The 17,867-nt window shown below is 65.0% G+C and carries 19 protein-coding genes and 1 tRNA gene; 9 read left to right on the forward strand and 11 right to left on the reverse strand.

The genetic code is table 11. The annotated features are described in order from the left end of the window. Positions 1-14 precede the first annotated feature (14 nt). The 9 genes from ptsN to QQZ18_RS18980 form a co-directional block, all read right to left on the reverse strand. On the reverse strand, positions 15-479 hold the full coding sequence (ptsN, locus tag QQZ18_RS18940; RefSeq protein WP_284542510.1) for a PTS IIA-like nitrogen regulatory protein PtsN: 465 nt from the start codon (positions 477-479) through the stop codon (positions 15-17). A gap of 93 nt (positions 480-572) precedes the next feature. After that, on the reverse strand, positions 573-1,178 hold the full coding sequence (gene hpf / locus QQZ18_RS18945; protein WP_284542511.1) for a ribosome hibernation-promoting factor, HPF/YfiA family: 606 nt from the start codon (positions 1,176-1,178) through the stop codon (positions 573-575). A gap of 346 nt (positions 1,179-1,524) precedes the next feature. Next, positions 1,525-3,042 carry an RNA polymerase factor sigma-54 gene (gene rpoN / locus QQZ18_RS18950; RefSeq protein ID WP_284542512.1) on the reverse strand — a complete coding sequence of 506 codons (1,518 nt, stop codon included), beginning with the start codon at positions 3,040-3,042 and terminating at the stop codon, positions 1,525-1,527. Between the two features lie 102 nt (positions 3,043-3,144). Further along, on the reverse strand, positions 3,145-3,951 hold the full coding sequence (gene lptB / locus QQZ18_RS18955; protein WP_284542513.1) for an LPS export ABC transporter ATP-binding protein: 807 nt from the start codon (positions 3,949-3,951) through the stop codon (positions 3,145-3,147). Continuing rightward, the gene (gene lptA, locus QQZ18_RS18960; protein WP_284542514.1) at positions 3,951-4,499 is read right to left on the reverse strand and encodes a lipopolysaccharide transport periplasmic protein LptA; all 549 of its coding nucleotides are present in this window, start codon (positions 4,497-4,499) and stop codon (positions 3,951-3,953) included. The genes lptB and lptA overlap by 1 nt, the downstream gene beginning before the upstream one ends. An 85-nt stretch (positions 4,500-4,584) precedes the next feature. Continuing rightward, the gene (gene lptC, locus QQZ18_RS18965; RefSeq protein ID WP_284542515.1) at positions 4,585-5,325 is read right to left on the reverse strand and encodes an LPS export ABC transporter periplasmic protein LptC; all 741 of its coding nucleotides are present in this window, start codon (positions 5,323-5,325) and stop codon (positions 4,585-4,587) included. A gap of 223 nt (positions 5,326-5,548) precedes the next feature. Then, positions 5,549-6,163, reverse strand: a complete 615-nt coding sequence (locus QQZ18_RS18970; RefSeq protein WP_284542516.1) for a ribonuclease D — start codon at positions 6,161-6,163, stop codon at positions 5,549-5,551. 166 nt (positions 6,164-6,329) lie between these two features. Beyond that, entirely contained in the window at positions 6,330-7,517 is a 1,188-nt protein-coding gene (locus QQZ18_RS18975) for an FprA family A-type flavoprotein (protein WP_284542517.1), read from the reverse strand. Positions 7,518-7,758: 241 nt separating this feature from the next. Continuing rightward, positions 7,759-7,843 (reverse strand) — tRNA-Leu (locus QQZ18_RS18980). A gap of 223 nt (positions 7,844-8,066) precedes the next feature. Between QQZ18_RS18980 and QQZ18_RS18985 the strand changes: the two genes are divergently transcribed. After that, on the forward strand, positions 8,067-9,047 hold the full coding sequence (locus tag QQZ18_RS18985; RefSeq protein ID WP_284542518.1) for a complex I NDUFA9 subunit family protein: 981 nt from the start codon (positions 8,067-8,069) through the stop codon (positions 9,045-9,047). A gap of 10 nt (positions 9,048-9,057) precedes the next feature. On the opposite strand, the gene QQZ18_RS18990 is transcribed toward QQZ18_RS18985, so the two are convergent. Continuing rightward, the gene (locus QQZ18_RS18990; RefSeq protein ID WP_284542519.1) at positions 9,058-9,867 is read right to left on the reverse strand and encodes an undecaprenyl-diphosphate phosphatase; all 810 of its coding nucleotides are present in this window, start codon (positions 9,865-9,867) and stop codon (positions 9,058-9,060) included. Positions 9,868-10,073: 206 nt separating this feature from the next. Between QQZ18_RS18990 and QQZ18_RS18995 the strand changes: the two genes are divergently transcribed. The 8 genes from QQZ18_RS18995 to QQZ18_RS19030 all read left to right on the forward strand — a co-directional run bounded on the left by QQZ18_RS18995 (position 10,074) and on the right by QQZ18_RS19030 (position 15,831). Next, complete coding sequence (locus QQZ18_RS18995; RefSeq protein WP_284542520.1) at positions 10,074-10,766, forward strand: glutathione S-transferase family protein; 693 nt, start codon at positions 10,074-10,076, stop codon at positions 10,764-10,766. A gap of 24 nt (positions 10,767-10,790) precedes the next feature. Next, complete coding sequence (queG, locus tag QQZ18_RS19000; RefSeq protein WP_284542521.1) at positions 10,791-11,849, forward strand: tRNA epoxyqueuosine(34) reductase QueG; 1,059 nt, start codon at positions 10,791-10,793, stop codon at positions 11,847-11,849. 40 nt (positions 11,850-11,889) lie between these two features. Then, a complete protein-coding gene (gene hisB, locus QQZ18_RS19005; RefSeq protein WP_284542522.1) occupies positions 11,890-12,483 on the forward strand; it encodes an imidazoleglycerol-phosphate dehydratase HisB in 594 nt (197 codons plus the stop codon). Between the two features lie 11 nt (positions 12,484-12,494). Further along, a complete protein-coding gene (locus QQZ18_RS19010) occupies positions 12,495-12,965 on the forward strand; it encodes a DUF2628 domain-containing protein (protein WP_284542524.1) in 471 nt (156 codons plus the stop codon). Beyond that, on the forward strand, positions 12,962-13,609 hold the full coding sequence (gene hisH / locus QQZ18_RS19015) for an imidazole glycerol phosphate synthase subunit HisH (protein WP_284542525.1): 648 nt from the start codon (positions 12,962-12,964) through the stop codon (positions 13,607-13,609). Before QQZ18_RS19010 ends, hisH begins: the two co-directional genes overlap by 4 nt. Then, positions 13,606-14,367, forward strand: coding sequence for a 1-(5-phosphoribosyl)-5-[(5-phosphoribosylamino)methylideneamino]imidazole-4-carboxamide isomerase (hisA, locus tag QQZ18_RS19020; protein ID WP_284542526.1), 762 nt, complete (start codon positions 13,606-13,608; stop codon positions 14,365-14,367). Before hisH ends, hisA begins: the two co-directional genes overlap by 4 nt. 104 nt (positions 14,368-14,471) lie before the next feature. After that, the gene (locus QQZ18_RS19025; RefSeq protein WP_284542527.1) at positions 14,472-14,774 is read left to right on the forward strand and encodes a hypothetical protein; all 303 of its coding nucleotides are present in this window, start codon (positions 14,472-14,474) and stop codon (positions 14,772-14,774) included. 226 nt (positions 14,775-15,000) lie between these two features. Then, entirely contained in the window at positions 15,001-15,831 is an 831-nt protein-coding gene (locus QQZ18_RS19030) for a ferredoxin--NADP reductase (protein ID WP_446728682.1), read from the forward strand. Positions 15,832-15,908: 77 nt separating this feature from the next. On the opposite strand, the gene QQZ18_RS19035 is transcribed toward QQZ18_RS19030, so the two are convergent. Continuing rightward, a complete protein-coding gene (locus QQZ18_RS19035; protein ID WP_284542528.1) occupies positions 15,909-17,597 on the reverse strand; it encodes a methyl-accepting chemotaxis protein in 1,689 nt (562 codons plus the stop codon). Positions 17,598-17,867: the final 270 nt, after the last annotated feature.

The raw sequence follows: 17,867 nt of genomic DNA on the forward strand, positions 1-17,867 counted from the left end.
TCCGTGGCGCGGCCTCAGGCGGCGTCGGAACGGACGTTTTCGGTGAGAAGCGTATACATTGCCGCGGCATCGTCGGCGGCGCGAAGCTTCGCGGCCGTTTCATCGTCGCGCAGGACGCGGGCTATGCGGGCCAATGCCTTCAGGTGATCGGCACCGGCGCTTTCCGGCGCAAGCAGCAGGAACACCACGTCGACCGGCTCGCCGTCGAGTGAATCGAAATCGATCGGCCTGTCGAGGAGCGCGAAGACGCCCACCAGCCGTTCAAGACCGGCCAGCTTGCCGTGAGGGATGGCAACGCCGTGCCCCACGCCGGTCGAGCCAAGCTTCTCGCGCTGCATCAGTGTCTCGAAGATGTCGCGCTCGTCTCGCCCGGTGAGAGCGGCAGCCTTGGCGGCCATCTCCTGAAGCGCCTGCTTCTTGTTGGCGGTCTTGAGCCGCGGCAGGATTGCGTCGATCACAAGGAGGTCGCTCAGATCCATCGTCTTGTTCCAAGTTTGTCGGAGGGCCGGGTTACCCCGGCCCTCGCCTTCATATAGGTCCGAACCGAGAAAGGACAGATGGGATGAGCCCCGTCAGCCGGCGATTTCGTTCAGCGCGGGATCCACCCAGCCGATGTTTCCGTCGTTGCGGCGGTAGACGACGTTGACGCCGCCGTTGCCGGCATTGCGGAAGATCACCAGCGGCGCGCCGGTGAAATCGAGTTCGCTGACTGCCGACCCGACGCTCATGGTGCGGATTTTCTGAGTGGTTTCCGCCACGACCGTCGGCGCGAAGTCCTCGCCGAGTTCCTCGTCGTCGAATGCGGCGAACACCGTGGCCTGGGCATCGAGGTCGCCCCAGGACCGCCCGCCCGGCGTCTGATCGCCGGCCGCCGACTCGCCGCCCTTGAAGTTCTTCAGCTTGCGCTTGTGGCGCCGCATCCGCTTGCCGATTCGCTCCACTGCCTTCTCGGCCGCCGGATAGACCTCGAAATCCTCGCCTCGCGATTGCAGCGTCGTGCCGGAGGCGAGCTGGATCGAGCAGTCGACAATGTAGGCCTTACCCTCCTTTTGCACCACGACATGGCCCGTAAACGGCTCGTCGTAATATTTGCCGAGCTCCTCGGCGGTGCGTGTGGTGATGTGCTCGCGAAGCGCCTGGCCGATGTCGACGTTCTTTCCGGTAATGCGAAGCGGCATCAGAGTCCTCGTTTCTCGCGCCTTTATGAACCGACCTGTCGCTGGAGATATTTTGTCCAGCACCTGGGTCTCCGGCCTCCCGCGCTTGGCGGATCGTGGCCGGCGCCGACGAGCGGGGGCGCGGCTTTCCGTCTCGTCGGTGGGTGGTGTTGCCGCTTTCCCCCTCTGCTCCGCAGCCATCGGCTGGGGCGGGCGCCGATCGGGGGTGGAAGCGGAAAAGCCGAAGAGCCTCCCTGAGTTGGCGTTGCCGGGCGACGCGCCCGCATATCTCAGATGTGGCGTCGGCCGGAGGCGATATCAATCAGCCTTCCGGATGACCTCCGATTTCCGAAAGGTTACCGCGATTCTACGCCCCGGCAAGCTGCTTCAGGCGCCGGCGCTGCACGGAGGAGGGAATGCGTAACGCTTCCCGATACTTGGCGACCGTGCGGCGGGCGATGTCGATGCCGTCGTCGCGCAGCATCTTGACGAGCGTGTCGTCGGAAAGCACGTCGTCGGCGGTTTCGGCGTCGATCAATTGCCGGATGCGATGGCGCACGGCTTCGGCAGAGTGGGCGTCCCCCCCCTCGGAAGAGGCGATCGAGGAGGTGAAGAAGTATTTGAGTTCGAAGATGCCCCGCGTCGTCGCCATGTATTTGTTCGAGGTGACGCGCGACACGGTCGATTCGTGCATGCCGATCGCATCGGCGATCATCCTGAGGTTGAGCGGCCTCAGGTGGGCGACGCCATGGGTCAGGAAACCATCCTGCTGGCGGACGATCTCGGTCGACACCTTCAGGATGGTCTTGGCACGCTGGTCCAGGCTCTTCGTCAGCCAGTTGGCCGACTGAAAACACTCGCCGAGATAGGTCTTCTCCTCCTCGCGGACCGTTTTCGACACCTCGGCATAATAGGTCTGGTTGACCAGAACCTTCGGAAGCGTGTCCGTGTTGAGCTCCACCGTCCAGCCGCCGTCGGATGCCGGTTGCACCATCACGTCGGGCACCACCGTCTGCACCTGCGTTGATCCGAAGGCATGGCCCGGCTTGGGGTCGAGTGCCAGGATTTCCTTGATCATGTCGCCAAGGTCGTCGTCGTCCACTCCGCAAAGGCGCCGGAGCGCGGCGAGATCGCGCCGGGCAAGCAGGTCGAGATGGGCGACGAGCGTCTGCATCGCCGGATCGAGGCGATCCTTTTCGGCAAGCTGCAACGCCAGGCATTCGGCGAGATTGCGGGCGCAGATGCCGGTCGGCTCGAAGGTGTGGAGCACGGCAACCACCTTCTCGACGTCGGAAAGCGAAGCGCCCAGCCGTTCGGCGGTCGCGGCAAGATCGGCCCTAAGGTAACCGGCCTCGTCCACCTGGTCGATAAGGTCGTGACCGATGAGCCGCAACGCCGGATCCGTGATCGCAACGGCCAATTGCTCTGCAAGGTGGTCGCCCAGGCCGATTTCGCCGGCGACGAAGCTTTCGAGACTGTAGTCCTCGCCCGTACCGCCACGCCCGACCGACGACCAGTCGCCACCGGCAAGCGCGCCGACGTCGAGAGGCTGGCGCTCGGGTTGCCCGGTATCGTCGGGGTAGACATTGCCGATATCGGTGTCGAGGACGTTGGCGACCCGCTCGGAGCTCGGAGCCCCCTCGGTCTCGAACCAGTCTGGCGCGTCGGCCTGCGCCGGCACGTCGGCGTCGGCCGGTTCGACGGCTGGCGCTTCCCCTTCGCCATCGTCGGCCCGTTCGAGGAGTGGATTGCGCTCGAGTTCCTGCTCGATATAGGTGACGAGGTCCATATTGGACAGTTGAAGCAGCTTGATGGCTTGCATCAGCTGCGGCGTCATCACCAGCGACTGGCTTTGTCTGAGTTCGAGCCGCGCCGACAGCGCCATCGAGCAACCCCCTCCATCCCGCGCCGAAGCGGAAGCCATGAAATCAACGAGGCGGCCGAAGGTGGTCCGCTTCTTGCTTCATAACCTAGCCAGGAGGCGGCTTCAAAGGGTAAATTGCTCGCCGAGGTAAACGCGACGTGCATCCGCGTCGGCAATGATGTCGTCGGGCGTGCCCTCCACCAGCAGCATGCCGGAATGCAGGATGTAGGCCCGGTCGATGAGGCCGAGCGTCTCGCGCACGTTGTGGTCGGTGATCAGGACGCCGATGCCGCGTCCGGTCAGATGGCGGACCAAGGCCTGGATATCCCCGACCGCGATCGGGTCGACGCCGGCGAACGGTTCGTCGAGCAGCATGAAGATCGGCCGGCTGGCCAGCGCCCGCGCAATTTCGGCGCGCCGCCGCTCGCCGCCGGAGAGGGCAATCGCCGGCTGGCGACGCAAGTGGGCAAGATGAAACTCGTCGAGCAGGGCATCGAGCTCCGCCTCGCGGGCGTCGCGGTTCGGTTCGACCAGTTCGAGCACGGCGCGGATGTTGTTCTCAACCGTGAGGCCCCGGAAGATGGAGGCTTCCTGTGGCAGGTAGCCGATGCCGAGCCGGGCGCGGCGGAACATCGGATAGCCGGTGATGTCATGGCCATCGAGGAAGATGCTGCCGCCATTGGCGGGGATCAACCCGGTGATCATGTAGAACAGCGTGGTCTTGCCGGCGCCGTTGGGACCGAGCAGGCCGACGGCCTCGCCGCGCCGAACCTGCATGGAAACGCCGCGCACCACCGGCCGCTGGCCGAAGGTCTTGACGAGGTTGAAGACGGCAAGGTCTGAGGTATCTGCCGCCTCGGGAGGCGGCGGGCTCTCGGGTTGTGCGAAGCGCTTCAGCAAGGCTCTGGTATCCGGCGGAAAAGGGGGCATCAGCCCTTGGCGTCGAGCGATTTCGGAGCGATCAGCATCTGGACCCGGCCGCCCAGCATCTTGGCCTGGCTGGTGTTGATGTCGATCAGCAGTTTCGACCCGCGGATGACATTGTCGCCCTGGGTCAACACGACATTGCCGGTGAGCACGATCGTATTGGCGGCGGTGTCGAACGTCGCGGCGTCGCCGCTTGCCGTCTGGTTGGCCGAGGTCACCAGCACGCTGCCCGTCGCCTCGAGGCGGCTGACCTGCTGCGGGCCTTCACCGGAGGGCGAGCCCTGGTAGAACACCATGAGGCGGTCGGTCTTCAGGACGGTCGCCCCCTGTCGGACGATGACATGGCCGATGAATACCGCCGTCTTGTCCTGGTCGTGCACCTCGAGCTGTTCCGATTCGAACTGGATCGGCTGGTCCGAGGACATTCCAAGACCCTGATAGGCATTGGGCGGCAGCTTTCCCGTCTTTTCGGCGGCAAAGGCCGGGGTGAGTGCGAGGGCGACCAGCAGGCCGGCGGCGGTGGCCCGGCTAAGGAGGCTGGTGCGGGGCATGCGAGTCATCTTCGGTTGCCTTCTGCCTCGTCGAGGCGGCTAGAACGTTTGGGCCCGGTTAAAATGCTCCGAGCCATCATGATTGTCAGGGAGCGGCTTCCGGTACGCTTCCGGTAGCCGGCTCGGTCCGCCCGGGAGGTATTTTGTCGATGCTACCCGGACGGACGGACGGATCGACGGTCATGCGAACGCCTCCGGAAAAGGTCACGGTCCCCGCTTTCTTCTCGACGCCCATCTTCTCGGCGTTGATTTCGCCGAGGCGGGAGGAGAACGCTACCGGACTGTCGGAGGTCAGCGATCCGGTGGACAGATTGATCTCGGCACGCTCCAATGCGCCGCCCGAACCGTCGGAGTTGCTCAGTCGGATGTTTTCCTTGAGCACCACGGTCTGCGCGGTGGAATCGTAGACGCCGCTGTCGGCAAGCAGGCGCGCGCGGCTGCCGTCGGCTTGCGTCACGCTCGCTTCGATGCCCTTGAGGCGGATGATCCGGGTGTCACTCAGGTCCTGTACGGCGCTCTCGGCGCTTACCGCGTAGGTCCGCCCCTTGCCGTCGCTGCCCGACAGATGCGGCGCATCCATGGCCAGTCCGTCGGTGGTGATCTTCAGGTCGCCGATGCTGAGACTGATGGAAATGCGGGTGATCACCGTGGCGCCGATCACGATCACGCAGAGCAGCGCGCCGATCGCCGGCAGCATGAGGCGCAGACGACGGACGCGCCGGCTCTCCCGAGCCGCCTTGGCAAACAACAGCCCCCGTTCGGCGGATCCGTCAAACGGTTCCATGCCGCCGCCATCGAATGCGCGGGTTGCTGCGATGCCACTCATCCTTCGTTCCCGTTGTCGACGGAACCTCTGCTCTTGGGGGCCGTCACGGATCGTCCCGCCGGACGGCTGGTCGATCTCCACCCGGCGGACTTTAGGCACAAAAGATAAACCAAGGCTTGCTGTGCCGCGAGTGGGTCGCGATCACATTCAAGCAATCGCTGAAAAGCGACTGCGTCGTCCGTCAGGCATCTTGCCGGACTTCGCCTACGAGCCGAGCCTGGGCTCAACTATGGGCGAAAATATCCTCTTCACCCCAGCCGGCAAGATCGAGATCGGCGCGGGTCGGCAGGAAGCGGAAGCACGCCTCCGCCATCTCCATGCGCCCCTCACGTTCGAGCATGGCAAGAAGCCGCTCGCGCAGGGCGTGAAGGTTGAGCACGTCCGAGGCCGCATATTCGAGCTGCGCCTGGCTGAGCACCGTGGCACCCCAGTCGGACGACTGCTGCGCCTTGGAAATGTCGATGCCCAGGAGTTCCTTGGTCACATCCTTCAGGCCATGGCGGTCGGTGTAGGTGCGGGTGAGGCGCGACGCGATCTTGGTGCAGAACAGCGGCGTCACGGTGATGCCGAAGGTCCGCTTCAGGACGGCAATGTCGAAGCGGGCAAAGTGAAACACCTTGATGCGCCGGGGATCGGTGAGCAGCCGGACGAGATTGGGGGCCGCGGTCTGTCCCTTGGCGATCTGGACGACGTCGGCCGATCCGTTGCCGGGCGACAGCTGCACGACGCAGAGCCGGTCGCGATGCGGATTGAGGCCGAGGGTCTCGGTATCGATGGCGACGACGTCGCCGTAGGCGTCGAGATCGGGAAGATCGCCGGTGTGGAGGCGAATGGTCATGGCTGGACTCTGCAAGCTGGCGGCTCTCTCCGGAAAGCCGCCCGGCCTATCGGAGAGAGCGGATAGGCGAAAGGCGGCCACGGCCAAGCCGAGGGAAACGTTCCGCTGTATATGCGGACGCCCTGCGGCCCAGCGCAAGGAAATTATGCCGCCTTTGCCATCCGGTTCAGGCCGCTGCCGCTTCCGCGGCGCGAAGGCCGGCGATATCGTCGGCGAGCCGGGCGATCTCCCCGAGCGCTTCTTCGCGCGGCAGGCCCTTCGTCATGACCGGTTCCAGGATCTCGGCCTTGAGGCGCGGCAGCAAGGCGATCACCTGGTCGGGCAGGTTGCCTTCCCAGCCGAAGGAACCCATCACCGCCACCTTGCGCGTCTTCGGCGACAGCGCGTTGATCAGGATGGCCGCCGCGGCAAGGCTAGGATGCGGACCGGACAGCACCGTCGGCGAGGCGAAGACGATGGTCGAGGCATCGACGATGCTCATGGCCAATGCGCCGCTGTCGAGGTCGACGACGTTGACCGGCTGCGCGGCGATGCCGCGTTCGGTGAGCCTGTCGACGAGAACGGCAACCATCTTTGCCGTGCTCTCGTACATCGAAACGTAGGGAATGACGACCAGCGGCCTGACCTCGTCCGACGTCCAGCCGCGATAGAGATCGAAGATGAAGGACGGCCGGTCGTGCACCGGACCGTGGCTTGGCGCGACGAACAGGGGCGCGAGCGCCTCCACCTTGCCGAGTGCCTCGGCCGAGAAGGCGCGGTATGGCATCATGATCTCGGCATAGTAGCGCTTGGCCGAGATGGCGACCTGCGCCTCGTCGCGGGCGAACAGTTCGGTGGTGGCGAGATGGGCGCCGAGGAAGTCGCAGGTGAAGGCGATTCGATCCTCGACGGCAAAGGTGACCATCGTGTCCGGCCAATGCACCCAAGGCGTAAGATGGAAGGACAGCGTCTTGCCGCCGAGGTCGAGAGTGTCGCCGTCCCGTACGGTCACGAAGGCGTCCCGGTCGACCGGCAGCGTGTCGAGGATGAAGCGCTTGCACTTGGCGTTCGTCACCACTTTCGCGTCCGGGAACATCGCGAGCAGCGCGGGAATCGAGCCGGAATGGTCCTGTTCGGCGTGATTGGCGATGATGTAGTCGAGCTTCTCGACGCCTGCCGCTTTCAGCGCGGCGAGCAGTTCCTCGGCCTTCGGCGGATACACCGTATCGATCAGCGCGGTCTTGTCCCGTCCCCGGACCAGATAGGAATTGTATGTCGTTCCTTCGGGCAGCGGCACCAGTTCGTCGAACAGCTTTCGGTCCCAATCGATGGCACGAAGCGAATGGATGTCGTCGGTGATGCGCTGGGCAATCATGGGGTATCGTTCCTCGAATTAGGCTCTCGTCGCGGCCGAATGCCGCGTCGGCGCTTGTCGTTGTTGGCAGGCAAGGGATTATGCGCGCTGCCAAATTTCAGCAAGCGTGGAACGGTTCTAAAACGATGTGGCGCAAGGCTGACCCGCGTGGAGCGCGGGCATGAAAAAACCCGCCGTGAGGCAGGTTGTTTCGCATTCAGAAGAATGAGGCCAACTTCTCGTCGATCTGGGTGATCGACGATGGTGCCCAGGAAAGGACTCGAACCTTCACGCCTCGCGGCACACGGACCTGAACCGTGCGCGTCTACCAATTCCGCCACCTGGGCACAGGGGTCGTCGGCTGGCGGGGTGAATACGGGGTCGGCGCGGTGTTGTCAACCGCCATTTCGATCCCTATCGACGAATTGGCGCCGGCTACGGAATGCTACGCGGTGTGGTCTGTACAGCGGGCGGCTTCCTGCCTTAATAAGTTGGTTTTACTGGAGCGCCGGACTTCACGCGCCGGCGACCGGGATCGTTCGTTGCAAACTTTCGCAGGAAGGGATCGCCATGCCCGTCGTTCGGGAAGAAAAGCCGATCGTCACCGTCTTCGGGGCTTCCGGTTTCCTCGGTCGCCACGTCGTGCGTGCACTGGCCAAGCGCGGCTGGCGCATTCGTGCGGCTTGTCGACGGCCCGATCTGGCGGCATACCTGCAGCCTCTCGGTGGCCTCGGCCAGATCATGCCGATGCAAGCCAACCTGCGCTACCGTGCCTCGGTCGATCGGGCGGTCAGCGGTTCCGACGCCGTCGTCAACCTCGTCGGCATTCTCGCGCCCGCCGGCCGGCAGACTTATGCCGCAGTGCAAGCCTTCGGCGCCCGCGCCGTGGCCGAGGCCGCTGCCGCCGCCGGCATTTCTCGCCTCGTTCACGTGTCGGCCATCGGTGCCGATGCCGCGTCCGGCTCCGCCTACGCTCGCACCAAGGCGGCTGGTGAGGCGGCGGTGTTCGACGTTATCCCCGATGCCGTGGTGATGCGACCGTCGGTCATTTTCGGACCCGAAGACCAGTTCATCAACCGATTCGGCGAACTGTCCATGATGAGCCCGGTGCTGCCGCTGATCGGTGGCGGCCTGACGCGCTTGCAGCCGGTGTTCGTCGGCGACGTTGCCGAGGCGATCGCCCGCGCCGTCGATGGCGAGATCGCGGGCGGCCGCATCTACGAACTGGGTGGCCCTGAGGTGCTCACCTTCCGCGCCATTCTCGAGCGCTTGCTCGCCGAGACGGGCCGTCGGCGGCGCCTGTTGACGATTCCCTTCGGCTTGGCCTCGCTTCTCGCTCGGCTGACCGCCTGGATGCCCGGAGCTCCGCTGACACCCGACCAGGTCGAGCTTCTGAAGGCCGGAAGCGTGGTGTCGGCCCCCGCTGCGGGCGAGGGCCGTACGCTCGAAGCCTTCGGCATCCCGCCGACGTCGCTCGGCGCCATGCTGCCGGAGTATGCCGTCCGCTTCCGCCCGCATGGCCAATACGACCGGGACAACGCCACGGCCTGAAGCCGGCGGGTCAGTGAACCCAGCCGGTCAGGATCATGGCGAACAGGAGTCCGCCGAACAGCACGCGGTAAACGGCGAAGGCCGTGAAGCGGTTGGTCTGGATGTAGCCCAGCAGCCACTTGACCGAGACGAAGGCGGTGATCGCCGAGGCGATGAAGGCGATGGCGAGCGCCAGCCAATCCTCATTGGCGGTCGCGGCGCCATCTTTCAGCGTAGAGACGATCTCGAAGGCGCTCGCCGCGTACATGGTGGGAATGCCGACAAGGAAGGCGAACTCGGTCGCCGCCGCCCTGTTTCCCGCACCGAGCAGCATGGCCGCGAAGATGGTCGAAGCCGATCGCGACGTGCCGGGGAAGACGCCCGCCACCACTTGCGCCACGCCGACCACCACCGCGATCGTCCAGCTGATATGGCGGCTTTCCGGCCTCTTGGCCGCATAGTGTTCCGCGAGAATCATCCAGAAGCCGCCGATCACCAGCGCCCAGGCGATCGGCACCACGGTTTCGGGCAACTTGAAGCCAAGCTTCTTGGCGAGAAGGCCGAGCACAGAGGTGACCAGAAAGGCGACGATCAGCTTGCCGAGGTAAAGCCGCGTCTCCCGGTCGCGCCATCCCGTCAGGAAGCCCACAAGCCGCTGCCAGTAGATGACCGTCACCGCCAGGATGGCACCGGCCTGGATGACGATGTTGAACATGTCCGAACGAGCGCCCAGCCATTGCTCGGCGATGATCAGATGGCCGGTGCTGGAAATCGGCAGGAACTCGGTGATACCTTCAATGATGCCGAGGATGAGCGCTTGAAAGAGGCCCGTAAGATCCATGTCGCGAAACTTTCGGTCAAAATGGGTGGATCGAATGCGATAGGTCGGTAACCGCTTGTTCATACATGTCGTCGGTTCTATAGGCCAGTCTCGCGGGGCTCGCCACCATTCCGATCCGGAGCGGCGCGGAGCCTTGCGAGATACTCCAGGCGAATTGTTTCCACCCTTCTGTCTGACACCGGCGCGGCCGGCGATCCGGGGCCTCGATGCTCAAGCTCTATCATCACCCCTTCTCCACCACCTCCCGCTTCGTGCGGCTGATGCTTGCCGAGCACGATGCGAAGGTGGACCTCATCGTCGAGAAAAGCTGGGAACGGCGGCCGGAATTCCTCGAGCTCAATCCGGCCGGAAATGTGCCGGTCCTGGTCGAGAACGACGGTCCGCCGATCATCGGCGCCGGTCCGATCATGGAGTATGTCGACGAGACGCGCGGATACGCGCTTGGTGATCGTCGCCTGATGCCCAACCACCCCGAGGCGCGTGCCGAAATGCGCCGCCTCGTCGACTGGTTCCTGCACAAGACGCACGACGAGGCGGTGCAGTATTTCCAGCATGAAAAGATCCTGAAGCTGGAGCTGCCACGGGAACTGGGCGGTGGGTCGCCCGACAACCAGGTGCTGAGGGTTGCCCGCGTCAACATCAAGCATCATCTTCACTACGTCGGCTGGCTGGCCGGCTCGCGCAACTGGCTCTCCGGCGAGCAGCTCACCTTCGCCGACCTCGCCGCCGCTGCCGAATTGTCCGTCGTCGACTATGTCGGCGACGTGCCCTGGGACGAGGATCTCAATGCCAAGTATTGGTATGCCCGGATCAAGTCGCGCCCGACCTTCCGCACCCTGCTGGCGGACCGGTTGGCCGGTCTTCCCGCGGCGCCGATCTACACCGACCTCGATTTCTGATCCGGTTTCCGGGGGAGCGGCACGGTGACCTGGAGGGTCCGCGCCCGCGACCTCGGCTTTTCGGCGATCGGCATTGCCCCGGTCGACCGGCTCGGCGACGCGGCACGCCGATTGCGTGCCTTCGTCGATCTTGGGCGGCACGGTTCCATGGCCTGGATGGAGGAGACGCTCGACCGGCGGGGCGATCCCCGCGTGCTGTGGCCGGAAGCGAGATCGGCCGTGGTTCTCGCCATGAATTACGGCCCGGACAGCGACCCGCTCGACAACCTCGCAAGGCCCGGCGTCGGCAACATCTCCGTCTACGCGCGCCACCGCGACTATCACGAGGTTCTCAAGGGCCGCCTCAAGGAGGTGGCCGGCCTCATTGCTCGCGATACCGGCGCCGACGTCAAGGTGTTCGTCGATACGGCGCCGCTGATGGAGAAACCGCTCGCCGCGCTGGCCGGCATCGGCTGGCAGGGCAAGCACACCAACCTCGTTTCGCGCGAGTTCGGCTCCTGGCTGTTTCTCGGCGTGATCCTCTCGGCCGCCGCGCTGCCGCCGGACGAGCCTGCCGCCGATCGGTGCGGCGCCTGCCGCCGCTGTCTCGACGCCTGTCCGACCGGTGCCTTGCCGGCGCCCTATCAGATCGATGCGCGCCGCTGCATTTCCTATCTCACCATCGAGCACGCCGGTCCCATTCCGGAGGATCTGCGACCTCTGATGGGCAATCGCATCTATGGCTGCGACGATTGCCTTGCCGTCTGCCCGTGGAACAAGTTCGCCACCGAGGCGGCGGAAATGAAGCTGCGGCCAAGGCCGGATCTTGCCGAGCCATCCCTTGCCGCCCTCGCCGCGTTGGACGATGCCGCGTTCCGGGCGCTCTTCGCCGGCTCGCCGGTCAAGCGGATCGGCCGCAACCGCTTCGTCCGCAACGTCGCCATGGCCATCGGCAACTCGGGAGATCCGGCGCTCGTTCCGGCGCTCGCGCCGCTTCTCGGCGACCCCGACCCGATCGTGGCCGATGCCGCCCGTTGGGCGCTCGCCCGGCTGGCGCCGTCAAGTCGCGAGTCATTTGGCGTTTCCATTTCTTCCCACCCCTGATAGAAGCCGGTTATTCCCGCCGAAGGAGTGACAGCGAGCCATGCGCACGGCCAGCCTCAGCCGCTCGACCCGCGAAACCGAGATCTCCGTCCGCCTCGACCTCGATGGTCGCGGAGACGCCGATATCTCCACCGGCGTGGGCTTCTTCGATCACATGCTCACCCAGATTGCCCGCCATGGCCTGATCGATCTCGAGGTCAAGGCGAAGGGCGATCTTCACATCGACGATCACCATACCGTCGAAGACGTTGGCATCGCGCTCGGACAATGCTTCCGCAAGGCGCTCGGCGACAAGGCCGGCATCACCCGTTACGCCGATGTGACGCTGCCGCTCGACGAAGCGCTGTCCCGTGTCGTGGTCGACATCTCCGGTCGTCCGTATCTGGTGTTCCGCACGGCTTTCCATGCGGCCAAGATCGGCAGTTTCGATACCCAGCTCGTCGAGGAGTGGTTCCGCGCCTTCACCATGCAGGCCGGCCTGACGCTGCACGTCGAGACCTTCTACGGCTCGAACGATCATCATATCGCCGAAAGCTGCTTCAAGGCGTTGGCTAGAGCCTTGCGGCTCGCCGTCGCCGTCGATCCGGCCCAGGGTGGCCGCGTGCCGTCCACCAAGGGCGTGCTGGAAGCCTGACGGAGGCATTCATGGCCATCTTCAGCGTTCATCTGCCGGACAAGGCCGAGCCGGACCTCGTTGCGGAGCGCATGGTGTTCGTCCGCGACGGTTTCGCCATCTGGGCGATGCTGTTCGGGCCGTTGTGGTTCCTGCGCCACCGTGAATGGCTCGGGCTCGTCGGCTGGTTCGTGCTGTCTGTCCTGATCACGCTCTCCGAGCGCTGGCTGGGACCCGTCACCACCGGAGGCTTCGAGCTTATCCTGGCGATTGCCACGGGCGTCGTCGCCAACGACGTCCGCCGCCTGTCGCTGCGGCTGCGCGGCTTTCGCGAGGCCGGAGTCGTCGAGGGAGAAAGCCGCGATTCGGCCGAGCGGCGGTTCTTCGACGCCTGGCTTGTCCTGCCGCGGCCGGCGCCGACGCTTCCGCCCGTCCTTCACCCGGCGAGAAGCGTTCCGCCGGGTGTCCTCGGCCTCTTTCCCGAAAGCGGAGCGCGACCATGACCGTCGCCATCATCGATTATGGATCCGGCAACCTGAGGTCTGCGGCCAAGGCTTTTGAGCGGGCGGCTCGCGATGGCAGCGGCGATACCATCGTCGTCACCTCCGATCCCGATGTCGTTCGCGCTGCCGAGCGGGTGGTACTGCCGGGTGTCGGCGCCTTCGCCGACTGCAAGGCGGGCCTTGCCGCTGTTCCCGGCATGATCGAGGCGCTGACCGAAACCGTCATGCGGAAAGGTCGGCCTTTCCTCGGTATCTGCGTCGGCATGCAGCTGATGGCGCGGCGCGGCCTCGAAAAGACGATCACGGAAGGACTTGGCTGGATCGACGGCGATGTCGAGCCGATCTCGCCCGGGGATCCGTCGCTCAAGGTGCCGCACATGGGCTGGAACACCTTGGATCTTGTCCGTCCCCATGCCCTTCTCGAGGGATTGCCCACCGGCGAGAAAGGCCTGCACGCCTATTTCGTCCACAGCTATCACATGACGCTTCGCGAGACCGATGCCCTGGTCGCCGTCGCAGATTACGGCGGGCCGGTTACGGCCATGATCGGTCGCGACAATATCGCCGGCACGCAGTTCCACCCCGAGAAGAGCCAGGCGCTCGGTCTCGGTCTCATTGCCAACTTCCTGAGGTGGCGCCCGTGATTCTCTATCCCGCCATCGACCTCAAGGACGGTGCCTGCGTTCGCCTGAAGCTCGGCGACATGAATGCCGCCACCGTCTACAATTCCGATCCGGCCGCCCAGGCGCGTGCCTTCCACGACATCGGCTTTCCGTGGCTGCATGTCGTCGATCTCAACGGTGCCTTTGCCGGCCGCTCGGTCAACGGCGCGGCGGTCGATGCCATCCTTGAGGCGGTGGCGCCGGGCATGCGAGTCCAGCTTGGCGGTGGCATCCGCGACATGGCCGCCATCGAAGCCTGGCTCGGCAAGGGCATCTCCCGTGTCATTCTCGGCACGGTGGCCCTGCGCGATCCGGATCTGGTGAAGGCGGCGGCGAAGGCCTTTCCCGGCCGCGTGGTGGTCGGCATCGACGCGCGCGGCGGCAAGGTCGCCGTCGAGGGATGGGCGGAAAGCGCCGAGTTGACCGCCACCGAACTGGCCCGTCGTTTCGAGGATGCCGGCGTCGCCGCCATCGTCTACACAGACATCGATCGCGACGGCGTGTTGAAGGGGTTGAATCTTCCCGCGACCCTGGCGCTTGCCCGCGCCGTCTCGATCCCGGTGATCGCCTCGGGCGGCCTGGCCTCCATGGACGACATCGAGGCGCTCTGCCAGCCGGAGGCGGCGGTGCTCGACGGTGCCATCACGGGCCGGGCGCTCTACGACGGGCGTCTCGATCCGCGTGCCGCGCTCGACCGGCTGGCCAACATCCGCCCGATTGGGGCACCTTCCGGTGCGTGATGATCGCCAGCACCGAATTCAATCAAAATTGAGCTATTTTTGTAAGCGGGTCCTAAGCGAGGCCTGCCATAGTCCGGATATCAGGATTTGTCCGGAGTAAGGCCATGCTGTTGATTGTCGCGATGTCGGGTCTGTTGGGGTTCGTCGCCGGTGTGCGTGTTCGCCTCGTCCCGCTCATCCTGTTGGCGGCAATTGTGGCCTTCGGCTCCGGCGTCGGGGCTTCCGCGCTGGAGTTTCCTGCCTGGAAGATCGCCCTCTCGGTGATTCTTGCCGTGACGGTGTTCGAGTTGGCCGCGTTCGCCGCCCTGTCGGTGCGCGCCGGTCTGTCGCGGACCGCGTCCGGGACTCAGGAGGCCGATGCCAAGTCTGCCCGGCCCACGCGGGCGGGTGCGGCCGCGCTTCGCTGACGCCGATGTCAGGTCCCACACCGGAGCGCTTTCCGCCCCGGTTGTCGGCCTCGCAATCCAGCCATGCGGTCTCGTCGGCGGTTTTTTCCCTGGAATGACTGGAATTTGCAACTCGTTTGCTTCATCTAGGAAGTGAGTGGGTGCTATCACCCTCGCACGTGATCATGCCCGTCGACGCGGTTCGCGTCGGTCGCGGCCGGATATGCACTGGCAGAGGAAGCCGATCTTGAACGCCTTCACGTCGACCGTTGCGACCAGCGCCGATGGCGCACAGGCCTTCCCCATTCCCGACAACGTCTTTGCCGAGACGGTCACGGAAGTACGCCACTACACCGACCGTCTGTTCCGCTTCCGCACCACGCGTCCGGCCAGCTTCCGCTTCCGCTCCGGCGAGTTCGTGATGATCGGCCTCCCCAACGCCGAGCGGCCGGTGTTCCGCGCCTATTCGGTCGCGAGTCCGGCCTGGGACGACGAACTCGAATTCTTCTCGATCAAGGTACCAGGCGGTCCGCTCACGGAATACCTGCAGAAGGTCAAGGTCGGCGACACCATCCTGATGCGCAAGAAGCCGACGGGAACACTGGTCATCGACGCGCTCTTGCCCGGAAAGCGGCTCTATCTCCTGTCGACCGGCACAGGCGTCGCTCCCTTCGCCAGCCTCATCCGCGATCCCGAGGTCTACGAGAAGTTCGACGAGGTGATTCTTGTCCAGACCTGCCGCGAGGTGGCCGAACTCGACTATGCCCGCGAGCTCTACGACGAAGTGGCCAACCACGAGTTCCTCGGTGAGCTCGCCGCCGGCAAGCTTCGCCTCTACGACTCGGCGACGCGCGAACCCCATCCGCGACAGGGCCGCGTCACCGACCTGATCGATTCCGGCAAGCTGTTCTCCGATCTCGGCGTTCCGCCCTTCGATCCAGCGACCGATCGCGCAATGATCTGCGGATCGATGGCGATGATCAAGGATACCAAGGATCGTCTTGAGCATTTCGGCCTCGTCGAGGGTGCCAACAATGCCCCGAACACCTTTGTCGTCGAGCGCGCCTTCGTCGGCTGACGCTCGGCTGCGGCATTAAGGCCAAACGAAAAAGGGCGTCCCTTTCGGGGCGCCCTTTCTGTTTGTCATGCGGCAGGTCAGGCGGACTTCAGCATGGCGATGAAGCCGGCGACGTCCTGCTTCAGGCGTTCGGATCGGCCGGCAAGATCTCCCGACAGGGTTTCGAGGGTCCGCGACGCTTCGGCGGTGGTCCCGACGTTTCCGGACAGCGCGTGGATGTTCTGCGTCACCGTTGCCGATCCGTCGGCGGCAAGCTGCGTGTTGCCGGCGATTTCCTGTGTGGTGACGCTTTGCTCTTCGACGGCGCCGGCGATCGCCGCGGATATGCTGCGGATGGAGTCGATGGTCTCGACAATGCGGCCGATCGATTGCACGGTGTCGCCGGTCGCCTTCTGGATGCCGGCAACGCGGGCGGAAATGTCCTCGGTCGCCCGCGCCGTCTGCGAGGCGAGCTGCTTGACCTCGCTCGCCACCACGGCGAAGCCCTTTCCCGCTTCGCCGGCGCGCGCCGCCTCGATTGTGGCATTGAGGGCCAGCAGGTTGGTCTGCTCCGCGATCGAGTTGATCAGCGCCACCACCTCACCGATCTTGGCCGCCGAGTCCGACAAGGCTTTGATGTCGACCTCGGTGCGGGTGACCTCTTCCGTGGCGAGACCGACCACCTTGTTGGATTCGGCAACCTGTCGTGCGATTTCCTCGACGGACGCGGCAAGCTGCGTGGTGGCCGCCGCGACGGTCTCGACGTTGCGGACCGACTCGTCGGCTGCATCGGCCACCGTACGGGCGTTGGCGATGCCCGCGTCTGCGGCCTGCGACAACTGGCGCGCCGAGCCGAGCAGGCTGTCGGACGATGCGACGAAGGCGCGCGTCATCTCGCCGATCGACTTCTCGAAATCGTCGGCAAGCAGAAGCCGGTTGCTGGTGACCTGGGTCTGCATCTCCTCGCGCAAGCGCTCGCTGGCGGCGCGATCTTCCTCGCCGCGCAAGAGGCTGTCCCTCAGTTGGCTCAGCGTCAGTGCCATCGCGCCGAGTTCGCCATGGGCGCTGGTATCGATCTGGAAGCGATAGTCGCCGTCGCCGACCGCCTTGAGGGCGGTCTGGATGCCGGTGATCGGCTGGCTGATCGACCGGGCGATCAGCACGACGACGGCGGTCAGCGCCAGGGTCAGTATCGCCGCCAGGCCCGAGTAGCGTCCGGCGGCGGACCGGATCTGTGCATTGATGTCGGCGACGACCGTCGTCGCGGCGACCGTGACCCCTCCGAAGGCGTCGACATGGCGGACGATGGCCGCCTTCGGCTCACTGGCCCCGGTCTGGGCGTTGGTCCAGTCGTAGGTCATCGACGCCGCGCCTTCCTTGCGGGCCAGGGCGACCATTTCCTGGATGACGGCACGGCCGTCCGGCCCCCTGCGGGTATAGGCGATATCGTTGCCCCGCAACTTGGGGTCCGGATGGGCAAGCATCAGCCCCTGGTCGTCGATGATGAACACGTAGTCCGACGTGTTGAAGCGCATGCTCGACATGGTGTCGGCGACGATCTTCGCCGCAGTCTTCTCGTCCGTCTCTCCGGCGGACACGCGCTCCGCCTCGGCCGCCACCATCGCGGCGGCGCTGTCGACGACGGCCTGCAATTGTTCGAGGCGTCCGGCCCTGATCTCCGCTGACAACTGCCAAAGGCCATAGCCGGCCATGAATCCCAACCCGAGCAAGACGAAGGCGACGATGGAGTAGCAGCGTACCGATACGCGGGCGAAAAAGTTCCGCATGAAGGCTCCTGGAAGGATTGGATAAGGCGCCGGTACCGCCTCTCGGCAAGAGGCGGGGTCAAGGCACTGGTTGATCAGGGAAGACGAGAGACCCATTGCTTTGCCGCCGGAAACAAGGCGGAAGACATCCGGTCCTCTCTGACGGCACTCTCGATGAGCGCACCTAATATCACATTAAAAAATACCGATGTTTAAGCTCTATCGTAATTCGACGTAGTCATCAGAACTTCTGACGAGGCACCAAATGAAAAGGGCCGCCGGTTGCCCGGC

Origin of the sequence: Pleomorphomonas sp. T1.2MG-36 (assembly GCF_950100655.1) — a bacterium.
Classification (GTDB): Bacteria; Pseudomonadota; Alphaproteobacteria; order Rhizobiales; family Pleomorphomonadaceae; genus Pleomorphomonas.

Bases quoted from the DNA above. Each gene is read 5' to 3' on its own strand.
- ptsN (WP_284542510.1), bottom strand. From the start codon at position 479: ATGGATCTGAGCGACCTCCTTGTGATCGACGCAATCCTGCCGCGGCTC.
- hpf (WP_284542511.1), bottom strand. From the start codon at position 1,178: ATGCCGCTTCGCATTACCGGAAAGAACGTCGACATCGGCCAGGCGCTT.
- rpoN (WP_284542512.1), bottom strand. From the start codon at position 3,042: ATGGCGCTGTCGGCGCGGCTCGAACTCAGACAAAGCCAGTCGCTGGTG.
- lptB (WP_284542513.1), bottom strand. From the start codon at position 3,951: ATGCCCCCTTTTCCGCCGGATACCAGAGCCTTGCTGAAGCGCTTCGCA.
- lptA (WP_284542514.1), bottom strand. From the start codon at position 4,499: ATGCCCCGCACCAGCCTCCTTAGCCGGGCCACCGCCGCCGGCCTGCTG.
- lptC (WP_284542515.1), bottom strand. From the start codon at position 5,325: ATGAGTGGCATCGCAGCAACCCGCGCATTCGATGGCGGCGGCATGGAA.
- QQZ18_RS18970 (WP_284542516.1), bottom strand. From the start codon at position 6,163: ATGACCATTCGCCTCCACACCGGCGATCTTCCCGATCTCGACGCCTAC.
- QQZ18_RS18975 (WP_284542517.1), bottom strand. From the start codon at position 7,517: ATGATTGCCCAGCGCATCACCGACGACATCCATTCGCTTCGTGCCATC.
- QQZ18_RS18985 (WP_284542518.1), top strand. From the start codon at position 8,067: ATGCCCGTCGTTCGGGAAGAAAAGCCGATCGTCACCGTCTTCGGGGCT.
- QQZ18_RS18990 (WP_284542519.1), bottom strand. From the start codon at position 9,867: ATGGATCTTACGGGCCTCTTTCAAGCGCTCATCCTCGGCATCATTGAA.
- QQZ18_RS18995 (WP_284542520.1), top strand. From the start codon at position 10,074: ATGCTCAAGCTCTATCATCACCCCTTCTCCACCACCTCCCGCTTCGTG.
- hisB (WP_284542522.1), top strand. From the start codon at position 11,890: ATGCGCACGGCCAGCCTCAGCCGCTCGACCCGCGAAACCGAGATCTCC.
- QQZ18_RS19010 (WP_284542524.1), top strand. From the start codon at position 12,495: ATGGCCATCTTCAGCGTTCATCTGCCGGACAAGGCCGAGCCGGACCTC.
- hisH (WP_284542525.1), top strand. From the start codon at position 12,962: ATGACCGTCGCCATCATCGATTATGGATCCGGCAACCTGAGGTCTGCG.
- QQZ18_RS19025 (WP_284542527.1), top strand. From the start codon at position 14,472: ATGCTGTTGATTGTCGCGATGTCGGGTCTGTTGGGGTTCGTCGCCGGT.
- QQZ18_RS19035 (WP_284542528.1), bottom strand. From the start codon at position 17,597: ATGCGGAACTTTTTCGCCCGCGTATCGGTACGCTGCTACTCCATCGTC.